The sequence below is a fragment of the Streptomyces flavovariabilis genome (genome assembly GCF_000725785.1).
Taxonomy (GTDB): Bacteria; Actinomycetota; Actinomycetes; order Streptomycetales; family Streptomycetaceae; genus Streptomyces; species Streptomyces hawaiiensis.
Genome location: NZ_JNXD01000019.1, coordinates 46221 through 68014, shown reverse-complemented (window position 1 = coordinate 68014; position 21794 = coordinate 46221). Strand labels below are relative to the sequence as shown.

Genomic DNA, 21794 nt, shown 5'->3' with positions numbered 1-21794 from the left:
CGTGGGATTCTTATCGTATGGCGCCTATCACAGTGGTGGAGGGGCGACGGCTCGCTCTCAGCAATCTGGAGAAGGTGCTGTATCCCGCCACCGGCTTCACCAAGGGCGAGGTGCTGCACTACTACGCGACCGTCGCCGAGGTCCTGCTGCCCCATCTGCGTGATCGGGCGGTGTCCTTCCTGCGGTATCCGGACGGGCCGGACGGGCAGGTGTTCTTCACGAAGAACGTGCCGCCGGGTACGCCCGACTGGGTCACCACCGCCGAGGTGCCGCGGGTCGAGGGGCCCTCGCGGATGGTCCTGGTGCAGGATCTGCCGAGCCTGATGTGGTCGGCGAACCTCGTGGCCGAGTTCCACACCCACCAGTGGCTCGTCGATACGCCGGACGAGGCCGACCGGATCGTCTTCGACCTCGATCCGGGGGCGCCGGCGACCATCGTGCAGTGCTGCGAGGTCGCCCTGTGGCTGCGGGAACGGCTCGCTCGGGACGGCATCGAGACCTGCGCCAAGACCTCCGGCTCGAAGGGGCTGCATCTGCTCGCCGCCGTACGGGGTGCGTCCTCCGAGCGGGTGTCCGAGTACGCCAAGGCGCTCGCCGTAGAGGCCGAGAAGGCCATGCCGCGGCTCGCGCTGCACCGGATGACCAGGAGCCTGCGCCCGGGGAAGGTCTTCGTCGACTGGAGCCAGAACGCCGCCCGCAAGACGACGGCCACCCCCTACACCCTCCGGGCCCGCCCGGAACCGACCGTCTCGGCCCCGGTGACCTGGGAGGAGGTCGAGGAGTGCGGCGCACCCGGACGGCTGGACTTCCACGCGGTCGACATCGCCCCGAGGATCCAGGACTACGGCGACCTGCTCGCTCCGCTGCTGGACACGGACGGGGCCGGGACACTGCCGTAGCCGGACAGCCGGCGGATCTCCGACGCCGGGTGCGCCCCTGACGGGCCCGGGCCGTCAGCCGGCGCGTGCTGATGCCCGTACTCATGCCCGCGCCCGTGCCTCTGCTCATGCCCGCGCCCGTGCTCGAGGGCCGGTCGGGCGGTCGGCCGACGGACCGGCCGGCCGACCCGGGTCGCACCCCTCACACCCGGGCCCACGTGTTCCGGTCCCGGGCCATCGCGTGCAGTGCCTCCACGTCCGCCGTTTTCAGGACTCCGCCCCGGTGAGCGAGCCCCTCCACCTCCGTGGCCGTCAGGACGTGGACCGCTCGTGGGGCGGTCGGGACGGACAGCGCCGCCGGGTCCACCAGGGCGAGTACCGGGCGGACCTCTGCCGTCAGGGCGTGGGAGGCACGGTCGGCGTCGGTGCGCAGGCGGCGCAGCAGGGGGTGGGGGTCGCGGCGGCCCAGCGTGATCATGGGGTCGGTGATCCGTACGCGCTGCTTGCGGGCGTGGAGGGTGTGGACGGCGTAGAGGCCGCCGGGGCCGATCAGCAGGTGGTGGATGCGGTCGCCACCGGGGAGCGGCACGGAGTGCAGGGCGTGCCAGCCCGCGCCGTCGAGGTGGTCGAGGGCGTCGCCGACCGTCTGCTCGGCCGCGAGGGCCCTGCGGCGCGGGTCGGGGCGCAGCCGGTGGGCGGGTCCGGGGTCGCGGTCGAGGGCGACGATGAGGGCCTCGCCGGGACGGTTGGGGGCCAGGTCGTCGTCGGGGTGGAGGGTGAGGCGGGCCAGTTCGGCGGAGGTCGGCACCGGGGGCGGCCCCACTGTCACGGGGCCGGTGAGGAAGGGCCCCAGGGCCCGCAGGACGTCGTCCTCGTGGTCTACGCCGAGCAGGTTCACCCGGGCCGCCTCACGGTCGTACCAGGCGATGTTCCTGCCGTCCGGGAGGCAGACGTACAGCCGCTCCCGGCCGTGCCGCCAGGTCGGTATGACGCGCAGTCCGTTCATGCACCATCACCCCGGTCCATGGGAACAGGCGGGGTGCTGCGGGGGCAAGAACCCGGCTACCTTGGAGAGGAGTTGGGCCTGCCCGCGGACCCTCGGGCGGTGATGGTGGGGAGGCGCCGTTGCGTACCCGCAGTAAACCCGACGTGCCCGCTCCGGAGAGTCCGTGGAGCGAGGTCGTGCCCGGGCTCTGGATGGGCGGTCACGAGTACACGGGGGCCATGGGCCATCCGGAGTTCGTCGTCGTGCGGGACGAGTTCGATCTGGTGCAGACGCTGCTGCGGCTGCCGGGGCACGGGCCCGATCCGGGCGTCCGGCACCATGTGTGGCCCATCCCCGACGGGCCGCTGGACGGGACGCAGCTCGCCGGGGTGATCCGGCTGGCCGAGGCCGCGTGCGAGGCGCTGGGCGAGGGCCGCAGGGTCCTCGTCCGCTGCTACCACGGGTACAACCGCTCCGGTCTCGTCGTCGCGCACGCGCTGATGCGCCAGGGCAGCTCCGCCGACGCGGCGATCCGGCTGATCCGGGCCCGCCGCTCGCGCTGGGCGCTGCACAACGACCTGTTCGTCGAGTACCTGCGGGCCGGACTGGCCACGGCCCGGCTGCTGGAGGAGCTCACCGAGTAGCACGGCATGCGTACGGCATACGTACGGCTGCGCAGGTCCGGCTGCGCACACAGACGGCCGCCCTCTCGCGCAAATGGGACTTCCCTACGAATAAGGTGTACGCGGCCGTCGGTCGCGTCCGCCTGTGCGACCGCCCGCGAACCGCCCACGAACCGCCAGGAGTGCAGTGCCCCTCAGCCGCCCCGGACAGGCCGCCCGTCGCCTCGCCGTCGTCGCCCTCGTGCTGGCCACCGCCGTGGGCTGCGGGGACACCGGCGCTCTGGAGGGCGCGGGGTCGACCCCGACGGCGCAGGAGCCGGCCCGGCTGTGGCCGGATCTGACACCGGCGTCGAGCCCGGCCTTCGAGATCGGCGAGGTGAACACCGAGGTGGTCAAGGGGGTGAAGGTCCCCGGCGGCGACATCCGCCGGGTCGATCCGGTCGAGATCGTCAGGGCCGAGATCGCCCGCAACCCCGGGGAGTACGACGGCGAGAAGGCGCCCTACCGCGACACGGAGCGCAGGATGGCCGACTGCGCGAAAGGCCCGGGGCGCGGGAAGTGCCCGGTACTCAGGCCGTACTACCGGGATCTGACCGGCGACGGGCTCGACGACCTGACGCTGGGTTTCCCGCTGCTGCCCGGCAAGACGACCGCCGTCCGCGTCTACACCGTGGAGAAGCAGCGGCTGGTGCAGGTGATGGCGTGGGAGGACGCGCTCAGCGGTGTCGAGCTGGCCGGGCGTTCGCTGGTGATCCGCTCGCCGTCGGAGGTCGCGGGCTACGAGTACCGCCTGCAGTGGACCTGGGACCGGGACCAGCGGGCCATGCTCCTCACTCACGACGAGATGCTGCGCACCGGCCCGCGCAAGCACTCCCGGCGCCCGTCGGCCTCTCCCACCGGCCCCCTCTCCCCCTCTCCCACCGGCCCCCTCTCAGCCTCTCCCTCTGTCTCCCCGCCGGCGAGCGGCGGATGAGACCCACGCTCCCCCAGTGGTCCGGGACGCTCGCCGCGAAGGCCGCCGCCTTCATCACCGTGATGTGCTGCGCGCTGGCCGCCCTGCTCGGCGTCCTGGTGCATGTGCAGGTGACGAACCAGACCGTGAGTCAGGCCCGTGACCAGGCGTTGCAGCGGCTGACGCAGGCGACGGAGCGGTACGAGGCCGGGGACACCCTGCGGCGGGGCGCCGGGGTGGATCCACCGGAGCTGCCCGGGGAGCTGCGGGACCTGGCGGTGGCCGGGGACCGCGGCACGATGGTCGCCGACCGTGCGGGACGCCCCACGATGTGGGCGGCGGGTCCCGTCGACGGCGGGCGGGCGCTGGCCGTGGCGGTCGACTACTCGCAGCAGTCCCGCACCATCGAGGGCCTGGACCGGGCGATCGTGTGGTCGTCGGGCCTGGCGATCGGGGCGACGCTGCTGGTCGGGGCATTCGCGGTGACGCGGGTGACGCGTCGGCTGCACACCACGGCGCTGGTCGCGCGGCGGATCAGCGCGGGCGACCTGGACGCGCGCGTGAACGACCCCGGCGCCGGCCCCCGCACGGAGGCCGGCCCACGGGACGAGGTGGCCGCCGTCGCCGCCGCGCTGGACTCCATGGCGGCCTCGCTCCAGGGCAAGCTGCTCGCCGAGCAGCGGTTCACGGCGGATGTCGCGCATGAGCTGCGCACGCCGCTGACCGGGCTGCACGCGGCGGCCGAACTGCTGCCGCCGGGCCGTCCGACGGAGCTGGTCCGCGACCGGGTGGCGGCGCTGCGCACGTTGACCGAGGACCTGCTGGAGATCTCCCGGCTGGACACCGGCCGGGAGCGGGTGGAGCTGGACACCGAGCAACTGGGCCCCCTGGCCGAGCGTGCGGCGCGGGCGGCGGGCCACGGCACGAAGGTCAGGGTCGTGCGGGACGTGTCCGTGGAGACGGACCGGCGGCGGCTGGAGCGGGTGCTGGGCAACCTCGTGGCGAACGCGCACAACCACGGGCGGGGGCCGGTGGTGCTGACCGTGGACGGTCCGGTGGTGACCGTTCGCGACCATGGGGACGGGTTTCCGGAGTACCTGGTCGCCCACGGGCCGCAGCGGTTCCGCACGGAGGGCGGTACGCGGGGGCACGGGCTGGGGCTGACCATCGCGCGGGGGCAGGCGGAGGTGCTGGGCGCGCGGCTGGAGTTCGCGAACGCGCCGGAGGGCGGGGCGGTGGCCACTCTGAGACTGGCGGCGGAGTGAGAGCTCGGGGCGCGTCCTCCTATGGCCCAGTGTGAGGGGCGGCACCTCCGGGGCGCTCCTAATGTGGCGATTAGTCAGCTTCAGTACTTTCGCCCCCACATGGAGGTAACCCCCATGTCCCTGCGCACCCGCCTCTCCATAGCCACCGTCGCCGGGCTCCTCGCCGCCGCGGCTTCCGTCACACCCGCCGTCGCCGCGTACGACGACTGGGACCCGACGGGCGGCAACGGTGGCAACGGCAACCACCACGGCCACCACGACGGCCACCACGACGGCCACCACGACGAGCGCCTCTACAAGGGCGTCGTCACGGCCGACAGGCTGGCGCTGCGCAGTGCCCCGAACCGCGGTTCGCAGATCATCCGGTTCGCCCACCGGGGCGAGGTCGTCAAGATCTTCTGCAAGACGGGCGGTGAGACCGTGCAGGGCAATCCGCTCTGGTACCTGCTGACGGACGGCACCTGGGCCTGGGGCGCGGCCCGGTACATCGACAACATCGGCCCCGCGCCACGCTGGTGCTGACACTCGGCCACCCAAAGACACGCAAGACGCACCGTTTGGGTAGGTTCCGGACATGAGCAAGGCCGGAATCACCGTGGCGACGGCGGACCCGCCCGCGCCCGCCGTCCGCCCCCTCCCCCGGCGCCGGGGCATCGAACTCGCCCTCATCGTGCTGGCCGTCCTGCTGTCGGTGTACGGCTACTGCGCCGTGGGCCTGGCCCGGCACGGAGCGCTTCCGCCCGGCGCCGCGGGCTACGGCGCCGGACTCGGCGTACTGGCACTGCTGGCCCATCTGGCGGTACGCCTGCGGGCCCCGTACGCCGACCCCCTGCTCCTCCCCATCGGGGTGCTGCTCAACGGGCTGGGCCTGGTGCTCATCTACCGGCTCGACCTGGAGACCCCCGGCGACCGGGCGGCACCGGCCCAGCTGGTGTGGTCGACCCTGGGGGTGACGCTGTTCATCCTGGTCGTCCTGCTGCTGCGCGACCACCGGGTGCTCCAGCGCTACACGTACGTCTGCGTGGTCTCGGCCCTGGTCCTGCTCACGCTGCCGATCCTGTTCCCGGCGGTGAACGGGGCCCGCATCTGGATCCGGATCGCCGGGTTCTCCATCCAGCCGGGCGAGTTCGCGAAGGTGCTGCTGGCGGTGTTCTTCGCCGCGTACCTTGCGGCGAACCGCAACGCCCTCGCCTACACCGGCCGCCGCGTCTGGAAGCTCCAGTTGCCCACCGGTCGCGTCCTCGGCCCGATCGTCACCGTCTGGCTGGTGAGCGTGGGCGTGCTGGTCCTGGAACGCGACCTCGGCACCTCGCTGCTCTTCTTCGGCCTGTTCGTGATCCTCCTCTACGTCGCCACCGGCCGCACCGGCTGGATCGCGGTCGGCCTGCTCCTGGCCGCGCTGGGTGCCGTCGCCGTGGGCCGGCTGGAACCGCACGTGCACAGCAGGATCGACACCTGGCTGCACCCCTTCGCCTCGATCGAGGCGGGCGAGGGTGCGAACCAGCTCGCCCAGTCGCTGTTCGCCTTCGCGGAGGGCGGCATGCTCGGCACCGGCCTCGGACTCGGCCACTCCTTCCTGATCGGCTTCGCCGTGAAGTCGGACTTCATCCTGGCCACCGCGGGTGAGGAACTCGGCCTGGCCGGCCTCTGCGCCGTCTTCCTCCTCTACGGCCTGCTGGTGGAGCGCGGCTTTCGCGCGGGTCTCGCGCAGCGCGAGCCCTTCGGCCGGCTGCTCGCGGTCGGACTCGCCTCGCTGGTGGCGCTCCAGGTGTTCGTGATCGCGGGCGGGGTGACCGGGCTGATCCCGCTGACCGGCATGGCGATGCCGTTCCTGGCGCAGGGCGGCTCGTCGGTGGTCACCAACTGGGCGATCGTGGCGCTGCTGGTCCGGGTGAGCGATTCGGCCCGGCGGAGTTACGACGGGCAGGACACCCGGTGACCCGGCACATCCGGCACGCCGGATACTTCTGCGCCCTGCTGCTGGTGGCCCTGCTGCTGAACGCCGCCCGCGTCCAGGTCGTCCAGGCACCGGCGTACGACCGCAACCCGGCCAACCGGCGCCCCGACATCACCCGCTACGAGCAGCCCCGCGGGGACATCCTGGTCGGCGGCCGGCCCGTCACCGGCTCCAAGGACACCCGCGAGCACCTGCGCTACGAACGGACCTACACCGACGGCCCGATGTACGCCCCGGTCACCGGCTTCGCCTCCCAGCTCTACGGGACGACGCTGCTGGAGAGCACGGAGGACGGCGTGCTGTCCGGCGCGGATCCGATGCTCGCGCCGTTCCCGCTGTGGAACGACTTCACGCGTGCGCGCAACGCCGGCGGAGACGTCGTCACGACACTCCACCCGGCCGCGCAGGAGGCCGCGTACAAGGGGCTCGCGGGCCGTAAGGGCGCGGTGGCGGCGCTGGAGCCGTCGACCGGCCGGATCCTGGCCCTGGTGTCCGCCCCGTCCTACGACCCCCAGCCGCTGTCCGGCAACGGCTCGGCGGCGGCCCGGGCCTGGACGCGGCTCCACGCGGACCGGGACCGGCCGATGCTCAACCGGGCGGTGCGGCAGACGTACCCGCCCGGCTCGACCTTCAAGGTGGTCACCGCGGCCGCCGCGCTGGACGCCGGTGTGGTCACGGACCTCGAAGCGCCGACCGACTCCCCCGACCCCTACCGGCTGCCCGGGACGCGGACGCGGCTGGCCAACGCGTCCAAGGGCTGCGCAGACGCCTCCGTGCGTGAGGCCTTCGCCTTCTCCTGCAACACGGTGTTCGCCAAGCTCGGCGTGGAGGTGGGCGTCACGGACATGACGGCCACGGCGCACGCCTTCGGGTTCAACAACGGGGAGCTGAGGATCCCCTTCCCGGTGGCCCGGTCCACGTTCGACACCACCCTCGACAAGGCCCAGCTGGCCCTGTCGTCGATCGGCCAGTACAACACCCGCGCCACACCGCTGCAGATGGCGATGGTCGCGGCGGCCGTGGCCAACGGCGGCCAGGTACGGGATCCCTACCTGGTGGAGCGCACGACCCGGCCGGGAGGCAGCACCCTCGCGACGGCCGGATCGCGGGCGGTCCGTCAGGCGATGTACCCGTCCACCGCCGTCCGGCTGCGGGCGATGATGCGGGACGTGGTCGAGAACGGCACCGGGCGCAGCGCCGCCATCCGCGGCGCCAAGGTCGGCGGCAAGACCGGCACCGCCCAGCACGGCCTGGGCAACTCCGGTGCGCCCTACGCCTGGTTCGTCTCCTGGGCGCAGGGCGACCGCGACGTGGCGCCGCGGGTGGCGGTCGCGGTCGTCGTGGAGGACGCGGAGGCGGACCGCGGGGACATCAGCGGGGGCGGTGACGCGGCGCCGATCGCGCGGGCGGTGATGGAGGCGGTGCTCAAGTCCCACTAGGGAGTGCCCAGTTGCTGAGACGGCTCTACCGCGCCGGGAACGCCCGACCTAACGTTCGGTACATGACTGAGCCTGCTGCCGCGTACGAACTCGCCGAGGTCAACATCGCCCGCCTGAAGGCCCCGTTGGACTCCCCGCAATTGAAGGACTTCGTCGACAGCCTGGACCCGGTGAACGCCGACGCCGACGCGGCCGACGGCTTCGTCTGGCGCCTGCAGAGCGACACCGGCAACGCCACGGACGTGTCCGTCTTCGGCGACTCCTGGCTGATCCTCAACATGTCGGTGTGGCGCGACGCCGACTCACTGACGGCGTACATGTACCAGGGCAGGCACCGGGAGATGCTCGCCCGCCGCCGCGAGTGGTTCGAGCGCGTGGAGGAGGCCATGGTCGCCCTGTGGTGGGTGCCGGCCGGTCACCGCCCGACCGTGGCCGAGGCGGAATCCCGCCTCCTCCACATCCGCACCCACGGCCCGACGCCGTACGCCTTCACCCTGCGGACGTCGTTCCCGCCCCAGGGCGCGACCCCGCTGATCGGCGAGGTGCCCGAGGGACTGGGCTGCGCGCTCTAGCCGGTCCTCACTCGGCGGCTCACCGCCCCGCGTCGATCGCCCCCCGCACCTCCGCCACCCGCTCCTGCTCCTCCGCCGCGAAGCGCTCGGCGTCGAGCTTCTCGGCGATCTCCTCGTCCTGGGACATCAGCAGGTCCAGGCTGGAGTCGCCCATCTCCAGGACGCCCATGTCGACGTAGGCCTGCTGGAGGCGTTCGCCCCACAGGCCGATGTCCTTGACGCAGGGCACGATGCGGCTGAAGAGGAGCTTGCGGAACAGGGTGAGGAACTCGGACTGCTCGCTGTACTCCTCGGCCTCCCCCTTGGGGATGCCGAAGTTCTCCAGGACTTCCACGCCCCGCAGCCGGTCGCGCATGAGGTAGCAGCCCTCGATGACGAACTCCTCGCGCTCCCTCAGCTCGGCGTCCGTGAGCTGCCGGTAGTAGTCGCGCAGGGCCATCCGCCCGAAGGCGACGTGCCGGGCCTCGTCCTGCATGACGTAGGCGAGGATCTGCTTCGGCAGCGGCTTGTCCGTCGTGTCCCTGATCATGCCGAAGGCGGCCAGCGCGAGGCCCTCGATCAGCACCTGCATGCCCAGGTACGGCATGTCCCAGCGGGAGTCGCGCAGTGTGTCGTCCAGCAGGGACTGGAGGTTGTCGTTGATCGGGTACAGCATCCCGATCTTCTCGTGCAGAAAGCGGCCGTAGATCTCGGCGTGCCGGGCCTCGTCCATGGTCTGGGTCGCGGAGTAGAACTTCGCGTCCAGGTCGGGGACCGATTCCACGATCCGCGCGGCGCAGATCATCGCGCCCTGCTCGCCGTGCAGGAACTGGCTGAACTGCCAGGAGGCGTAGTGCCGCCGCAGATCGCCCCTGTCCTTGTCCGTCAGTTTCGCCCAGTGCCTGGTCCCGTAGAGGGACATCGCCTCGTCCGGGGTGCCGAGCGGGTCGTACGGATCCACCTCCAGGTCCCAGTCGATCCGCTTCTGGCCGTCCCACTGTTTGTCCTTGCCCTTCTGGTAGAGGGCCAGGAGACGGTCGCGCCCGTCGTCGTACTCCCAGTTGAAACGGGCCGCGCCGCTCGCCGGCACCTGCCGTACGGGCTCTTCCGGTTCCTTGGTGTACAGGTCGAAGGTCGGCATGTCCGCAGGCTCACACGAGGTAGACACCGGGTCAACAAGTAGCGCGCAGGGGATTGACGAGCTTGCTGACAGGCAGTCTCATAAGAGAAACAGTGACGTGTGCACAACGAGGTGGGCAGCCATGACGACCCTGACGGAAGCCGACGCGCTCGACGGCCTGCGCGATGCTCTCGGCCTGCTGAAGGACCGGGAGCAGGTGGCCCAGCGGCTGCTCGACTCCTCCGCCAAGCACTCCTTCGATCCGGACAAGGAGCTGGACTGGGACGCGCCCTTCGAGGAGGGCAAGTGGTTCTGGCCGCCGGAGCTTGTGTCGCTCTACGACACCCCGCTCTGGAAACGGATGGGCGAGGAGCAGCGGATCCTGCTCTCCCAGCACGAGGCGGCGGCCCTGGCCTCGCTCGGCATCTGGTTCGAGATCATCCTCATGCAACTGCTGGTCCGGCACATCTACGACAAGGCGGCCACGAGCGCGCACGTCCGGTACGCGCTCACCGAGATCGAGGACGAGTGCCGGCACTCCAGGATGTTCGCCCGGCTGATAGCCCAGGGCGACACGCCCTGGTACCCGGTCAGCCGCGCGCACCAGCAGCTGGGCCGCCTGTTCAAGACCATCTCCACCACGCCGGGTTCCTTCACGGCGACCCTGCTGGGCGAGGAGGTCCTGGACTGGATGCAGCGGCTGACGTTCCCCGACGAGCGCGTCCAGACCCTGGTCCGCGGCGTCACCCGCATCCACGTCGTGGAGGAGGCCCGCCACGTCCGCTACGCCCGCGAGGAACTCCGCCGCCAGATGGTGACGGCCCCCAAGTGGTCCCAGGAGTTCACCCGCATCACCTCCGGCGAGTTCGCCCGCGTCTTCTCGGTGGCCTTCGTGAACCCCGACGTCTACACGAACGTAGGGCTCGACAAGCGCGAGGCCCTCGCCCAGGTCCGGGCGAGCGGACACCGCCGCGAGGTCATGCAGAACGGCTCCAAGCGCCTGACCGACTTCCTCGACGACATCGGGGTGCTGCGGGGGGTCGGGCGACGGCTGTGGAAGTCGTCGGGGTTGCTGGCGTAGGGGGCGGGGGAATCGACGCTCAGCCTGCCAGCCGGGCTTTCCAGATCTCCTCGCTGGGCCACTGCCGGGCCCAGTCGACGGAGACTTCTGGGTAGTCCTGGTGCGCAGGCTGGGGCGCTTGGATCTCGATCAGGTCTTCGACGACGAAGCCGCAGGACCGCAGCAGACGGAGCATCTCACCGTGCGGCAGGATGAACTCCACGCGATTCCCCCAGTCCAGCCGGGTCAGGCCGAACTGGCCGCGGGTCAGGCTGGTGGAGGCCGGTCCCTCCGAGGGGACGCACAGCGCGAACAGCGGTGAGTAGCGCGAGAACACCAGCCGGCCTCCGGGAGCGAGAAGCCGCGCTGCCTCCGGGATCCACTGGTAGGGGTCGCACCACAACGAGGCGCCGTACTCGCTGATCGCCAGATCGAACGTGCTGTCCTCGTAGGGCACCTTCTCGGCATGGCCCAGGACGAGGGGGAAGTCGATGCCGAACTCCGCCTGCATCGCGCGAGCAGTGGCGAGCTGCTTCTCCGAGATGTCGACCCCCACCGGGTGGGCCCCTGCTCTGGCCAGCCAAGCGGAAACGTAGGCGGTACCGCAGCCCAGCTCAATGGCGCGCATACCGTCGATATCGTCGGGAAGCACGGAGACCTGCGACTCAGGGGTGGCCCACAGCCCCCATGACGGTGCTGCCTGCGCCCAGTGATCACGGGCGAGCGGCCCGTGCCACGCAGCCGCCTCGTCATCCCAGAAGCGCCGGTTTTGCTCCACATGGTCCGCAGGGCCGTCATGGGTCATGAAAACAGTGGATCGAAGAGGCCGGCGCCCCCGCAACAGGATTTCAACCCCGAGGCGGCCCCGCCCACCCCCCGGCATCAGGCGAAGCACGCGCACGCACCACCGCTACGCAGCCCCCCGGCCCCCCGATTACGCTGCCAGGCATGACACCAGCCGCCCCCACCCCCGCCTACCGGCGACTCAGCGTCGAGGAACGCCGCAGTCAGCTGCTGACGTCCGCGCTGAAACTGTTCGCCCACCGCGCCCCGGAGGAGGTGTCCCTCGACGACGTGGCGGAGGCGGCCGGAGTCTCGCGGCCACTGGTGTACCGGTACTTCCCGGGCGGCAAGCAGCAGCTCTACGAGGCCGCCCTGCGCTCCGCCGCCGACGAACTCCAGCACTGCTTCGACGAACCCCGCGAAGGCCCCCTCCTCCCCCGCCTGTCCCGCGCCCTCGACCGCTACCTCACCTTCGTCGACGAGCACGACACCGGCTTCAGCGCCCTCCTCCAGGGCGGCAGCGTCGTGGAGACCTCACGCACCACCGCCATCGTCGACGGCGTCCGCCGCGTCGCCGCCGAGCACATCCTCAACCACCTGGGCGTCACCGTCCCCGGCCCCAGCCTGCGCATGACCATCCGCATGTGGATCACCGCCGTGGAGGCGTCGTCGCTCATCTGGCTCGACGAGGACAAGCAGCCCCCCGCCGAGGACCTCCGCGACTGGCTCGTCGAACAGTTCGTGGCGATGCTGACCGTGACCGCCCGTCGCGACCCGCAGACCGACACCCTGGTCCAGGCCCTTGCCGAGGATGTCTGACACTGATTCCGTGAAGAGCGAAGACACCCCGTTCGAGGGCGGCCCCATGGACGGCAGAGTCCTGCCGGTCCTCCTCGGCATCACCGGCCACCCGCCCAAGACGTACCGCATCCCCGTCCCGGACCCCGACGGCGGGCCGGACACCGTGCTCGTCTACCGCCGCGTCCCCCGGGGGCCGGGCAAGGCCGGCCTGACCAACCGCTGGAAGTACGAGTACGCCCCGGAAGGCGTCCCTCCCCGCCGGCTCAACTGGCCCTGGTCGAAACCGGACGTCCCACCCTCCGGCAAGCCAGACGCCACGCCGCCCGGCAAGCCGGACGACGCCGACGGGTGACCCCGTTGCGCCGAACCGCGCACACCCACCGCGCGCACCGCCCGCATACGCCTGATCCTCACGATGTCCGGCGGCACCACGCCGCCCCCGCAACGGAGGTGATGGCATGTCAGGAAAGCTTCTGCGTCTGGTCTGCATCGCGGCGACGGCGGCCGGAACCGTCCTGGGAGCCGCCCCGGCCACGGCCGTTCCCGAGCCGGACACGGAACAGCACCACGTGGCCGGTCTCCTGACAGATCTTCAAGCGCTGTACAGGAAGGCCGAGGAGGCCACCGAGGCCTACAACGCCACCGAGGAGAAGCTGAAGAAGCAGCGCGCCGAGACCGACCGCCTGGACCGCGCCCTCGCGCGCGCCCGGCTCTCCCTGCACGACAGCCGGGGCGCTGCCGGCCGGCTGGCCCGGCAGCAGTACCAGAGCAGCACCGGCATCTCTCCCTACGTGCGCCTGCTCCTGGCCCGCCACCCGCAGCACGCGATCGAGCAGGGCCATGTGATCGGACGGCTCGCACAGGAGCGGGCCGACACCATCGGCCGGCTCACCGGCGACGAGCGCAAGGCCCACGAGCTGGCCCGCAAGGCCCGCACGGCCCTCGACCGGCGGCTCGCCCTCACCGAGCGGCGCAAGAAGGAACGGGACGAGGTCCGCGCCCGCCTGCACGACGTCGAGGAACTGCTCGCCTCCCTCAGCCGTGACCAGCTCACCGAGCTCGCCGAGTTCGAGCAGAACGGCATCGCGAAGGCGCAGAAGAAGTTCATGGCCTCCGGCGCGCTCGGCAGCGAAGGCAGCCGCAGCAACGGCGAGAGCAACGGGAGCAACGGGAGCAACAGCAGCTTGCGCACCCCGTCGGCCGAGGGCGGCCGGGCCGTGCGCCACGCCGTGCGGCAGGTCGGCAAGCCCTACGAGTGGGGCGCGGAGGGCCCGAGGACGTACGACTGCTCGGGGCTGACCTCGCAGGCCTGGGCCGAGGCCGGGGCGCCCATCCCCCGGACCAGCCAGGAGCAGTGGAAGCGGCTGGAGCGGATCCCCCTGGACGAGCTGCGCCCGGGTGACCTGGTCGTGTACTTCCCGAAGGCCACGCACGTCGCGCTGTACCTCGGCGACGGCATGGTCGTCCAGGCACCCCGTCCGGGCGCGAAGGTGAAGGTGTCACCGATCGCGGCCAACCCGGTCCTGGGCGCCGTCCGACCGGACCCGGAGGGGGAGCCCCTGCGGCGTTACGAGCCGCCGGAGCTCCCCGAGGGCGCCACGGACGGGCCGGACGAGGGCTATGCGGGCGACGAGGGTTACGCGGCGCCCGCGCCGGACACCTCGACCAGATAGGCCTGCGTCTTCGCCGGGTCGTAGAAGAAGTTCTCGAAGTCGGCCGGGTCGTTGAAGCCGTTGGCGAACCGGTCGGCGACCGGCTGGAGCTCACCGGCGGCGCCGATCAGGTTCAGGATGTGCTCCGGCGGCGGCGCGAGCATCGCGTTGGTCCACTTGGTGACGTGCTGGGCGGTGGCCCAGTAGCGGTCGAAGGTGGCCCGCATCCACTCCTCGTCGAACGGCTTGTCGCCGTGCTCGACGATCGAGGAGAGGTACGCGGCGGCGCACTTGGACGCCGAGTTGGAGCCCTGCCCGGTGATCGGGTCGTTCGCGACGACGACGTCCGCCACGCCCAGCACGAGTCCGCCGCCGGGGAGGCGGCCGACGGGGTTGCGGACGGTGGGGGCGTAGCGCCCGGCCAGCGTGCCGCCGGCGTCGGTCAGTTCGACCTTGGTGGCCCGCGCGTACTCCCAGGGGACGTACCGCTCCATGAGTTCCAGGGTCAGGGAGAGGTGCTCCGCGGGGTCCTTGACGCCGTTGAAGACGTCGAGCGGGCCGCCGGGTATGCCCTCCCAGAACAGGATGTCGGCGCGGCCGGAGGTGGTCAGGGTGGGCATGACGAACAGTTCGCCGACGCCCGGAACGAGGTTGCAGCGGACCGCTTCGGTGCCGGGGTGCTCGGGGCGCGGGCCCAGCCCGTGGACGTACGCCACGGCCAGCGCGCGCTGCGGCTCGCTGTAGGGGGAGCGCTCCGCGTCCCGGCCGAACATCTGGACCAGTTCGCCCTTGCCGGCCGCGACGAGCACCAGGTCGTAGGTGCGGGAGAAGTAGTCGAGGTCGCCGACGGCCGCGCCGTGGATGACGAGCTGGCCGCCGCGCTGGGCGAACGTCTCCATCCAGCCGGCCATCTTCACGCGCTGGTCGACCGACTGGGCGTGTCCGTCGAGCTTGCCCAGCCAGTCGATGGCGCGGGCGGAGGGGCCCTCGGCCCAGGAGCCGGGGGCGGCGACCGAGACGCCGAGTCCTTCGATCTTCGGGGCCTGGGACTCCCAGAAGTTCAGCTGGAGATCGCGCTCGTGCTGCAGGGCCGTGTGGAACATGCACTGCGTCGACATGACCCGGCCGGTGCGGATCTCGTCCGCCGTCCGGTTGGACATCAGGGTGACCTCGTACCCCTGCGACTGGAGGCCGAGAGCGATCTGGAGCCCGGACTGACCGGCTCCGACGACGAGTATCTTCCGCATGCGGGGCTGTCCTCTACTCGGGGGTTTCGTCGAGCGCGTGGCCCACGAGGGCCAGGAGGGTCTCGATCACGGAGATCCGGCGACGCGCGTCCATGATCATGACAGGTATGTGCCGCGGGATGGTCAGGGCCTCCCGCACGTCCTCCGGCTCGAACAGCTCACTGCCGTCGAAGTGGTTGACCGCGACCACGTACGGCAGTCCGGAGCTCTCGAAATAGTCCAGAACCGGGAAGCAGTCCTTCAGACGGCGGGTGTCGGCCAGGACGACGGCGCCGATCGCGCCGCGCACGATGTCGTCCCACATGAACCAGAACCGCTGCTGGCCCGGCGTGCCGAACAGGTACAGCACCAGGTCGTCGTCGAGCGTGAGGCGCCCGAAGTCCATGGCGACGGTGGTGGTGGTCTTGCCCGGCGTGGCCGTGAGGTCGTCGGTCGCCTCGCTCGCCTCGGTCATCAGCGCCTCGGTCTGCAGGGGCGTGATCTCCGAGACGGCGGTGACCAGCGTGGTCTTGCCCACGCCGAAGCCGCCCGCCACCACGATCTTCGTGGCGATCGGGGCACGGGTGCGGTCCGTCTCCCAGGCGTGCATGCTCTCGCCGGGCTGGACGAACGGCGATGAACCAGTGACGCCGTGAGCGACGTCAGAGACGACGGAGTCCACTCAGCACCCTTTCCAGCAGAGCCCGGTCCGGGCGGCCCGTGCCATGGCCGGTGCCCGTTCCGTACACACGGATCTTTCCCTGGTCCGCGAGGTCGCTGAGGAGCACGCGGACCACGCCGAGCGGCATCTTCAGCAGCGCGGCGATCTCGGCCACCGTACGCATCCGGCGGCACAGTTCGACGATGGCCCGCAGCTCCGGCATGACGCGGGTGGAGAGGTTGCCGTTCGTCAGTTCCCTGCGCTCCTCCGGGGCGTCCAGCGCGGCCGTGCTCGCCACGAACGTCTCCACGAGGAGGACGTGGCCGAACCGGGTGCGGCCACCGGTGAGCGAGTAGGGGCGGACCCGGGCGGGTTTGCGGTCGCCGCCGCGGACCGGCAGGTGATGCTTCGGCGTACTGCTCATCGGGCACTCCCCGCCGTCTGGGAATCCTCCAGGGATTTACGGAGCTCGCTGCGGAGTTCGGGCGTCAGCACGTGGCCGGCACGGCCGACGAACAGGGCCATGTGGTACGCCACCACGCTCATGTCGCAGTCCGCGGAGCCGTGGACGCCGAGCAGCGAGCCGTCGCTGATCGACATCACGAACAGGCTGCCCTCGTCCATCGCGATCATCGTGTGCCGGACCCCGCCGAAGGCCATCAGCCTGGCGGCGCCGACGGTGAGGCTGCCGATGCCGGAGACGATCGTGGCCAGGTCGGCGGCGGAGCCGCGCGGGCCGGTGCGCCGGGTCCCGCGAGCCTGCAGGGCCTCCCTCGCCTCCTTGTTGCGGTGGTCGTCGGAGGAGAGCAGCAGCAGTCCGTCCGACGAGACGACCGCGACCGAGAGGATGCCGGGTACCTCCTCGACGAGGTTGGTCAAAAGCCAGTGCAGGTTGCGGGCCTCACTGCTCAGTCCGATCAGTCCGAAGGTACTGGGAGCGGTCAACTGCTTGCCTCCTCGACTGTGCCCCCCGTGGCTTCTTCGGATCCAGCTGGTCCTGCTGCGCCGGTGGCCGGCCGCTGGTGCGAGGCCGTCCTCTCGGCGATCTCCGCCTCCACGTCCCGGTACCCGGCCTGGGCGCCCTGGCGGAAGCCGCCGAGACGGCGACGCAGGGCGTCGGCGTCGACGGAGCCGCTGCGCTGGCGCGGGGCGGTGGTCGATGCGGTGATCTTCGGGGTGCGCTTGGGGAGGCCCTTGTCGGTGACGCGGTCCTCCTCCTCGTCGAGCGCACGCTCGTGCTCCGGGCTCTCGCCCCCGCCCGCACCGCCCGTACGGCTCGCGTCACCGGCGGCGGGCGGCCCTTGCGGGCCGTTCTCGCCGTCGCCGGCCACGGGTTCGTGCCGGTCCGAGCCCGACGCCCCCGGCTGCACCGGGATCAGCAGCTCCATCGTGGTCTCCGCCAGGGACTCCACGGGTTCCACGGACTCGACCGGGTCGGCGGGTGCCGACGGGGTGGCGGGTGCGGCCGGGTCGGCGGGTGCGGCCGGGGTGCCGGGCACGGCCACGTCGGCGGGCGTCACCGGGTCACCGGGCGTTGCGAGGGTGCCGGGCACGGCCAGGCTGCTGGGCGTCACCAGGTCAGCGGATGCCGCCGGGTCACCGGGCGTCACCGGGTCAACGGATGCCGCCGGGTCACCGGTCGCCGCCAGGTCGGCGGATGCCGCCGCAGAGGGCGTCGGCGGTTCGGCGGGCGCGGAGCGCTCGGCGCGCGCGGCCTGCCCGTCCTGCGTGGTCGGTTCGGCGGGCGCCGTCGGGGCTGCCGCCCCGGCCGGTTCCGAGTCCCCAGCCGGTTCCGGGTTCCCGGCCGGCTCCGGCCCCCCGGCCGGCTCCGGCCCCCCGGCCGGCTCCGGCCCCCCGGCCGGCTCCGGGGCCACGGCCGGATCCGGGGCCACGGCCGGTTCCGGGGCCACGGCTTCGTCCTGGCGTACCGCCTTCTCCGCCAGGGCGACCAAAGGGTCGTCTCCGGCCGCGCGGCCGTGCAGGACGTTGGAGTTGGCCTCGGCGTCGGCGCCCGGGAAGGAGAAGGAGTGGGGCGTGCCGGCGAGGGGGCCGGAGGTCGGGACGGCCACGGGCGGGGCGGCGGCGAGGAGTGTGCGCGGCAGGACGACGACGGCCGCGACGCCGCCCTGCTTCTGCTCGCGCAACTGGACGCGCACACCGTGGCGGTGGGCGAGCCGGGCCACGACGTACAGGCCGAGGCCGAGGCCGTCCTCGCCCTCCTGGTCGTACGGCGCCTCGGGATCGAAGTCGGTGAGACGGGAGTTGAGGCGCTCCAGCCGCTCCGCGGTCATGCCGATGCCTTCGTCCTGGACGGAGAGCATGACCTCGCCGCTCTCCAGCAGCCAGCCGGAGATCTCGACGGGCAGATCGGGCGGGGAGAACGAGGTGGCGTTCTCCAGGAGTTCGGCCAGCAGGTGGGAGAGGTCGTCCGCGGCGAATCCGGCGATGTGCGCGTGCGGCGGAAGCGCGGCGATCCGGACCCGCTCGTACCGCTCGATCTCGCTCACCGCGGCACGCACGACGTCCACCAGCGGCACAGGTCCGGCGGCATGCTGGACGTGCTCGGTACCGGCGAGGACCAGCAGGTTCTCGCTGTGCCGGCGCATGACCGTCGCGAAGTGGTCGAGCTTGAACAGCGTGGCGAGGCGGTCCGGGTCCTGTTCGCGCTCCTCCAGGTTCTCGATGACGGCCAGTTGCCGCTCGACCAGGCCGAGAGTGCGCAGCGCGAGGTTGACGAACGTCCCGCCGATGGCCGTACGCAGCCGCTCCAGCTGGGCGGCGGACTCGGCGAGTTCGCCGCGCAGTTCCTCGCGCGCGTCGGCCATCTTCTGACGCTGGCCGACCAGGTGCCTGCGGTCGGACTCCAGCGTGGTGATCCGCTCGGTGAGGGCGGCCGCGTGCGCGTGCAGGGCGTTGACGGACCGCACGGCCTGGGCGAACTCGTCGTTGCGGCCGGTGAACTTCACCGGCTCCTCGGCCGCCGGGTCCTCCGCTTCGGCGAGACGCTTGGAGCCCAGGCGCAGGACGGCGAGGGGGCGGGTGAGGCTGCGGGCCATGCCCGTGGCGACGCCGACGGCGAGGAGCATGAGGGCGCCGAGCACGGCGATGCGGATCTCCAGCGCGGTGACGTCGTCGTCGCGCAGCGCCTCGAGGTCCTTGGTGCGGCGGTCGTAGAGGGCCGACTCCACGCCGCGCATCAGGTCGACGCGGGCGGACAGGGCCGTGTCCAGTTTCTTGGTGCCGGTGGCGAGGTCGCTGCGGGAGAGCGTCGGCTGGTCGGTCAGGGTGGCGAGGTACTTGTCGGCGGAGTTGACATCGGTGCCGGTGACCGTGGAGTCGAAGGAGGCGCGGGCCGGCTTGGGCGCGGTGCCGCGGAAGTCGGCCAGGGCCGCGTCGGAGCGCAGCCTGGCCTGCTGGGCGGCGGCGCTGAGGGCGTCGCGCTGCCGGGTGTCCTCGTCCGAGGAGGTGGAGGTCTCGGCCGGCAGGCCGGTGACGGGGTCGATGACCGTCCCGGTGCTGCGCGGCACGCTCAGCGCGGCGAGCAGCAGCCCGCGGGCGGCGGCGGCCTGCTGGACGGCGGAGTCCAGCTCGGCCAGCGCGTAGCCGCCGGCACCCGCGCGCGGCGGCGTCTGCTGCGCCAGCTGCTCGGCGAGACCGTGGAGTTCGGTGATGGCGGTGGAGTACGCCTGGTGCGCTTCGAGGGCGCTGCTCTTGCCGGTGAGCGCCGCCCTGCGTACGGCCGCTATGGCGTCGAGGTCCGAGCGGAGCGAGGCGGGCGTGTCGGTGTCGGACCGCAGCTCCTCGACCTGCCTGTCGACCCGGGCGCTGCGCTGCTCGGAGGGCGCCCTGGACTTGGGGCGCCCGGCGGCGATGTAGGGGGTGACGTCGTCCCGCTCGTCGGCGAGGGAGTGCGCGAGGGCGAGGGCGTCCTGCGTCTGCTCCGCGAGCGTCACCAGCTTCTGGGAGTCGTGGAGTTGCCCGGAGGCGGCGAGGACGGACGGGGTGCCGGCACCGGCGATGGCAGCGGCGACCACGGCCACGGCGACGATCAGCCGGTTGCGTACGTGCGTGGGGCGTCCCTTGCCGGTGGGGGGCGTCGGCTCAGCGCCCTGAACGGGGGCCGTCTGCTTGCCTGTGCGACGAGGCCGCGTCTTCTGCACCGGTGCTCGCATTCCTGACTCGTGAACCCTTGGGCCCGGATGACGCTCCGTCAACTGGTGCGTACTCCCGGTACACTTCCCGACCCTCCCAGCGCCGGTGGGCAGCGCACGCGCATCACCTGACCCGCCACTCGAAGGAGTGAACCCCGGACGGGAGTTGAGGGGCAAGTTCCACAGGCCCTTGCAGCGGCCTTGCGCGGCACGCCGGTTGGACGGCGGCGACGGCCGGTGGCAGTATTCGCCACCACGTCTTCCCGGAACAAATCATTCCACCCCAAACCAGGCGTCTGACCTGCGCGACCGCGCCGATCCGGCAATCATTGCCAGCCTCCTGCGGACCTTGTGAAGGGCTCGTGCAGACTGGCCGGATGCGTACTGAACTCGCCTCGGAACCGGGAGACGCCGACCGCCCCAACGAGGACTTCGCCAGTGTCGGGCTTCCGGCCTCGGGACAGGGCGGTTCGGTCGTCGTTCTGGACGGCGTCACGCCACCGAAGACCGGGACGGGCTGTCTGCATTCCGTCCCCTGGTTCACCGCACACCTGGGCGGCGCACTGACCGAACTGACCGTTTCACTCCCGGATGTTCCCCTCGTCGACGCCTTGTCCCGCGCCATCGCGCGTACCTCCGAGGCGCACGCCGCAACCTGTGACCTTTCTCACCCCCGAACCCCCCAGGCCACCGTGGTCGTGACCCGCTGGAATCCGGACACCGTGGAGTACCTGGTCCTGTCCGACTCGGCTCTTCTGCTGGAGTCCCCGGACGGCGTGGTGACACCCGTCCTCGACGACCGCCTGGCCCTGCTCCCCCGCTCGGCGCTGGCCACGGACGCGCTCGTGGACTCCACCCTCCGCAACAGGGAGGGCGGCTTCTTCACGGCGGCGGCGGATCCCTCGGTGGCCCGGCGAGCGGTGACCGGCACCCTGCCCCGCAGCGAGGTCCGCGCCCTTGCCGCGCTGACGGACGGCGCCACCCGCTGGGTGGAGCGGTTCGAGGAGGGCGGCTGGACCGACTGCTTCCAGTTGGTCCGCAAGGAGGGCCCGCAGGCGCTGGTGGACCGCGTCCGGACGCTGGAGCGGTCGGACGCCGCCGCGACGTTCCTCGGCCGGAGCAAGCGGCACGACGACGCGACGGTGGTGTTCGCCGAGATCTAGGAGCTGCCCGGCTCTACTTGTCCATGCCGCGGTTGAGCTGGTTCAGCAGCCGGGCCAGTTCCGTGACCTCGCGGGAGTCCCAGTCGGCCAGGCGGCCGGCGTAGCGGGCGCGGCGGGCCTCCCGGACCCGGCGGACGCGGTCGCGGCCCTCCTGGGTGAGGGCGACGAGCCAGGCGCGTCCGTCGGCGGGGTCGGGTTCGCGCGCGACCAGCCCGAGTTCCTCCAGAGCGCGCAGCTGGCGGGACATCGTCGCCTTGCCGACTCCGATGTAGGCGGCGAGCTCGGTGGCCCGCTGCTGTCCGCACTCGTCCAGCCGTACGAGCAGGCCGTACGCGGACGACTCCAGGTCGGGGTGGACCTCGCGGGCCATCTCGCCCTGGCTGGCCCGGGCGCGCCGCAGCAGGACGGTCAGCTCGCGCTCCAGCGCCAGGAAGGCCGGCTGATCCACACCGCTTCCGGCCACACCGGCGTCGCGGTGTCCGTCGTTGCCTTCCTCGTGCACGTGAGCCCCTGCCTCGGTCGTCGCC

22 protein-coding genes are annotated in these 21794 nt (G+C 71.9%); 13 read left to right on the top strand and 9 right to left on the bottom strand.

Going from position 1 to position 21794, the window contains the following annotated elements:
• Window positions 1-17 precede the first annotated feature (17 nt).
• The gene (gene ligD / locus IO24_RS0128980) at window positions 18-899 is read left to right on the top strand and encodes a non-homologous end-joining DNA ligase (RefSeq protein ID WP_031140639.1); all 882 of its coding nucleotides are present in this window, start codon (window positions 18-20) and stop codon (window positions 897-899) included.
• Window positions 900-1080: 181 nt separating this feature from the next.
• Here the strand turns inward: ligD and IO24_RS0128975 are convergent, their stop codons facing one another.
• Entirely contained in the window at window positions 1081-1884 is an 804-nt protein-coding gene (locus IO24_RS0128975) for a nuclease-related domain-containing protein (protein ID WP_031140638.1), read from the bottom strand.
• Window positions 1885-2003: 119 nt separating this feature from the next.
• Between IO24_RS0128975 and IO24_RS0128970 the strand changes: the two genes are divergently transcribed.
• The 7 genes from IO24_RS0128970 (at window position 2004) to IO24_RS0128940 (ending at window position 8671) form a co-directional block, all read left to right on the top strand.
• Window positions 2004-2507 (top strand): protein-tyrosine phosphatase family protein, encoded by a 504-nt coding sequence (locus tag IO24_RS0128970; RefSeq protein ID WP_031140637.1) that lies wholly within the window; start codon window positions 2004-2006, stop codon window positions 2505-2507.
• A gap of 166 nt (window positions 2508-2673) precedes the next feature.
• Entirely contained in the window at window positions 2674-3459 is a 786-nt protein-coding gene (locus IO24_RS0128965) for a hypothetical protein (protein ID WP_031140636.1), read from the top strand.
• Window positions 3456-4703: an ATP-binding protein gene (locus tag IO24_RS0128960; RefSeq protein ID WP_031140635.1), complete on the top strand. Its 1248-nt coding sequence runs from the start codon at window positions 3456-3458 to the stop codon at window positions 4701-4703. Before IO24_RS0128965 ends, IO24_RS0128960 begins: the two co-directional genes overlap by 4 nt.
• Before the next feature lie 114 nt (window positions 4704-4817).
• Window positions 4818-5225, top strand: coding sequence for an SH3 domain-containing protein (locus IO24_RS0128955; protein ID WP_078899411.1), 408 nt, complete (start codon window positions 4818-4820; stop codon window positions 5223-5225).
• Window positions 5226-5277: 52 nt separating this feature from the next.
• The gene (locus IO24_RS0128950) at window positions 5278-6642 is read left to right on the top strand and encodes an FtsW/RodA/SpoVE family cell cycle protein (protein ID WP_031140633.1); all 1365 of its coding nucleotides are present in this window, start codon (window positions 5278-5280) and stop codon (window positions 6640-6642) included.
• A complete protein-coding gene (locus tag IO24_RS0128945; protein WP_031140632.1) occupies window positions 6639-8099 on the top strand; it encodes a penicillin-binding transpeptidase domain-containing protein in 1461 nt (486 codons plus the stop codon). The genes IO24_RS0128950 and IO24_RS0128945 overlap by 4 nt, the downstream gene beginning before the upstream one ends.
• Window positions 8100-8161: 62 nt before the next feature.
• A complete protein-coding gene (locus IO24_RS0128940; RefSeq protein ID WP_031140631.1) occupies window positions 8162-8671 on the top strand; it encodes a DUF3291 domain-containing protein in 510 nt (169 codons plus the stop codon).
• A 19-nt stretch (window positions 8672-8690) separates the two neighbouring features.
• On the opposite strand, the gene IO24_RS0128935 is transcribed toward IO24_RS0128940, so the two are convergent.
• Window positions 8691-9791: a ferritin-like domain-containing protein gene (locus IO24_RS0128935; protein ID WP_031140628.1), complete on the bottom strand. Its 1101-nt coding sequence runs from the start codon at window positions 9789-9791 to the stop codon at window positions 8691-8693.
• A 121-nt stretch (window positions 9792-9912) separates the two neighbouring features.
• Here IO24_RS0128935 and IO24_RS0128930 point away from each other — a divergent pair, with 121 nt between their 5' ends.
• Window positions 9913-10851: an AurF N-oxygenase family protein gene (locus IO24_RS0128930; protein WP_031140626.1), complete on the top strand. Its 939-nt coding sequence runs from the start codon at window positions 9913-9915 to the stop codon at window positions 10849-10851.
• Between the two features lie 19 nt (window positions 10852-10870).
• On the opposite strand, the gene IO24_RS0128925 is transcribed toward IO24_RS0128930, so the two are convergent.
• Window positions 10871-11635, bottom strand: a complete 765-nt coding sequence (locus tag IO24_RS0128925; protein ID WP_031140624.1) for a class I SAM-dependent methyltransferase — start codon at window positions 11633-11635, stop codon at window positions 10871-10873.
• 143 nt (window positions 11636-11778) lie between these two features.
• Between IO24_RS0128925 and IO24_RS0128920 the strand changes: the two genes are divergently transcribed.
• From IO24_RS0128920 to IO24_RS0128910, 3 genes are all read left to right on the top strand, one after another.
• On the top strand, window positions 11779-12432 hold the full coding sequence (locus tag IO24_RS0128920; protein WP_031140622.1) for a TetR/AcrR family transcriptional regulator: 654 nt from the start codon (window positions 11779-11781) through the stop codon (window positions 12430-12432).
• Window positions 12433-12442: 10 nt separating this feature from the next.
• Complete coding sequence (locus IO24_RS0128915) at window positions 12443-12766, top strand: hypothetical protein (protein WP_031140620.1); 324 nt, start codon at window positions 12443-12445, stop codon at window positions 12764-12766.
• A gap of 106 nt (window positions 12767-12872) precedes the next feature.
• Complete coding sequence (locus tag IO24_RS0128910; RefSeq protein WP_031140618.1) at window positions 12873-14087, top strand: C40 family peptidase; 1215 nt, start codon at window positions 12873-12875, stop codon at window positions 14085-14087.
• Here IO24_RS0128910 and IO24_RS0128905 read toward each other — a convergent pair.
• The 5 genes from IO24_RS0128905 to IO24_RS0128885 are packed head-to-tail and all read right to left on the bottom strand — an operon-like array spanning window position 14051 to window position 20125.
• Window positions 14051-15313, bottom strand: a complete 1263-nt coding sequence (locus IO24_RS0128905; RefSeq protein ID WP_031140616.1) for a styrene monooxygenase/indole monooxygenase family protein — start codon at window positions 15311-15313, stop codon at window positions 14051-14053. The two genes, IO24_RS0128910 and IO24_RS0128905, sit on opposite strands and share 37 nt — an antisense overlap.
• A 13-nt stretch (window positions 15314-15326) precedes the next feature.
• Window positions 15327-15974, bottom strand: coding sequence for a GTP-binding protein (locus IO24_RS0128900; protein WP_031140614.1), 648 nt, complete (start codon window positions 15972-15974; stop codon window positions 15327-15329).
• Complete coding sequence (locus IO24_RS0128895; RefSeq protein WP_031140611.1) at window positions 15955-16377, bottom strand: DUF742 domain-containing protein; 423 nt, start codon at window positions 16375-16377, stop codon at window positions 15955-15957. The genes IO24_RS0128900 and IO24_RS0128895 overlap by 20 nt, the downstream gene beginning before the upstream one ends.
• Complete coding sequence (locus IO24_RS0128890; RefSeq protein ID WP_031140609.1) at window positions 16374-16898, bottom strand: roadblock/LC7 domain-containing protein; 525 nt, start codon at window positions 16896-16898, stop codon at window positions 16374-16376. Before IO24_RS0128890 ends, IO24_RS0128895 begins: the two co-directional genes overlap by 4 nt.
• Window positions 16895-20125: a sensor histidine kinase gene (locus IO24_RS0128885; RefSeq protein ID WP_275935643.1), complete on the bottom strand. Its 3231-nt coding sequence runs from the start codon at window positions 20123-20125 to the stop codon at window positions 16895-16897. Before IO24_RS0128885 ends, IO24_RS0128890 begins: the two co-directional genes overlap by 4 nt.
• Before the next feature lie 356 nt (window positions 20126-20481).
• On the opposite strand from IO24_RS0128885, the gene IO24_RS0128880 reads away from it, so the two are divergent.
• A complete protein-coding gene (locus tag IO24_RS0128880) occupies window positions 20482-21267 on the top strand; it encodes a protein phosphatase 2C domain-containing protein (protein ID WP_031140605.1) in 786 nt (261 codons plus the stop codon).
• A gap of 13 nt (window positions 21268-21280) precedes the next feature.
• Here IO24_RS0128880 and IO24_RS0128875 read toward each other — a convergent pair whose 3' ends face one another.
• Window positions 21281-21769, bottom strand: a complete 489-nt coding sequence (locus IO24_RS0128875; protein ID WP_031140603.1) for a MarR family winged helix-turn-helix transcriptional regulator — start codon at window positions 21767-21769, stop codon at window positions 21281-21283.
• Window positions 21770-21794 lie beyond the last annotated feature (25 nt).

What these genes read in the sequence shown, in the direction of transcription:
- ligD (WP_031140639.1), top strand. Translation starts at nt 18, where the DNA reads ATGGCGCCTATCACAGTGGTGGAGGGGCGACGGCTCGCTCTCAGCAAT.
- IO24_RS0128975 (WP_031140638.1), bottom strand. Translation starts at nt 1,884, where the DNA reads ATGAACGGACTGCGCGTCATACCGACCTGGCGGCACGGCCGGGAGCGG.
- IO24_RS0128960 (WP_031140635.1), top strand. Translation starts at nt 3,456, where the DNA reads ATGAGACCCACGCTCCCCCAGTGGTCCGGGACGCTCGCCGCGAAGGCC.
- IO24_RS0128955 (WP_078899411.1), top strand. Translation starts at nt 4,818, where the DNA reads ATGTCCCTGCGCACCCGCCTCTCCATAGCCACCGTCGCCGGGCTCCTC.
- IO24_RS0128950 (WP_031140633.1), top strand. Translation starts at nt 5,278, where the DNA reads ATGAGCAAGGCCGGAATCACCGTGGCGACGGCGGACCCGCCCGCGCCC.
- IO24_RS0128940 (WP_031140631.1), top strand. Translation starts at nt 8,162, where the DNA reads ATGACTGAGCCTGCTGCCGCGTACGAACTCGCCGAGGTCAACATCGCC.
- IO24_RS0128935 (WP_031140628.1), bottom strand. Translation starts at nt 9,791, where the DNA reads ATGCCGACCTTCGACCTGTACACCAAGGAACCGGAAGAGCCCGTACGG.
- IO24_RS0128930 (WP_031140626.1), top strand. Translation starts at nt 9,913, where the DNA reads ATGACGACCCTGACGGAAGCCGACGCGCTCGACGGCCTGCGCGATGCT.
- IO24_RS0128925 (WP_031140624.1), bottom strand. Translation starts at nt 11,635, where the DNA reads ATGACCCATGACGGCCCTGCGGACCATGTGGAGCAAAACCGGCGCTTC.
- IO24_RS0128920 (WP_031140622.1), top strand. Translation starts at nt 11,779, where the DNA reads ATGACACCAGCCGCCCCCACCCCCGCCTACCGGCGACTCAGCGTCGAG.
- IO24_RS0128910 (WP_031140618.1), top strand. Translation starts at nt 12,873, where the DNA reads ATGTCAGGAAAGCTTCTGCGTCTGGTCTGCATCGCGGCGACGGCGGCC.
- IO24_RS0128905 (WP_031140616.1), bottom strand. Translation starts at nt 15,313, where the DNA reads ATGCGGAAGATACTCGTCGTCGGAGCCGGTCAGTCCGGGCTCCAGATC.
- IO24_RS0128895 (WP_031140611.1), bottom strand. Translation starts at nt 16,377, where the DNA reads ATGAGCAGTACGCCGAAGCATCACCTGCCGGTCCGCGGCGGCGACCGC.
- IO24_RS0128885 (WP_275935643.1), bottom strand. Translation starts at nt 20,125, where the DNA reads ATGCGAGCACCGGTGCAGAAGACGCGGCCTCGTCGCACAGGCAAGCAG.
- IO24_RS0128880 (WP_031140605.1), top strand. Translation starts at nt 20,482, where the DNA reads ATGCGTACTGAACTCGCCTCGGAACCGGGAGACGCCGACCGCCCCAAC.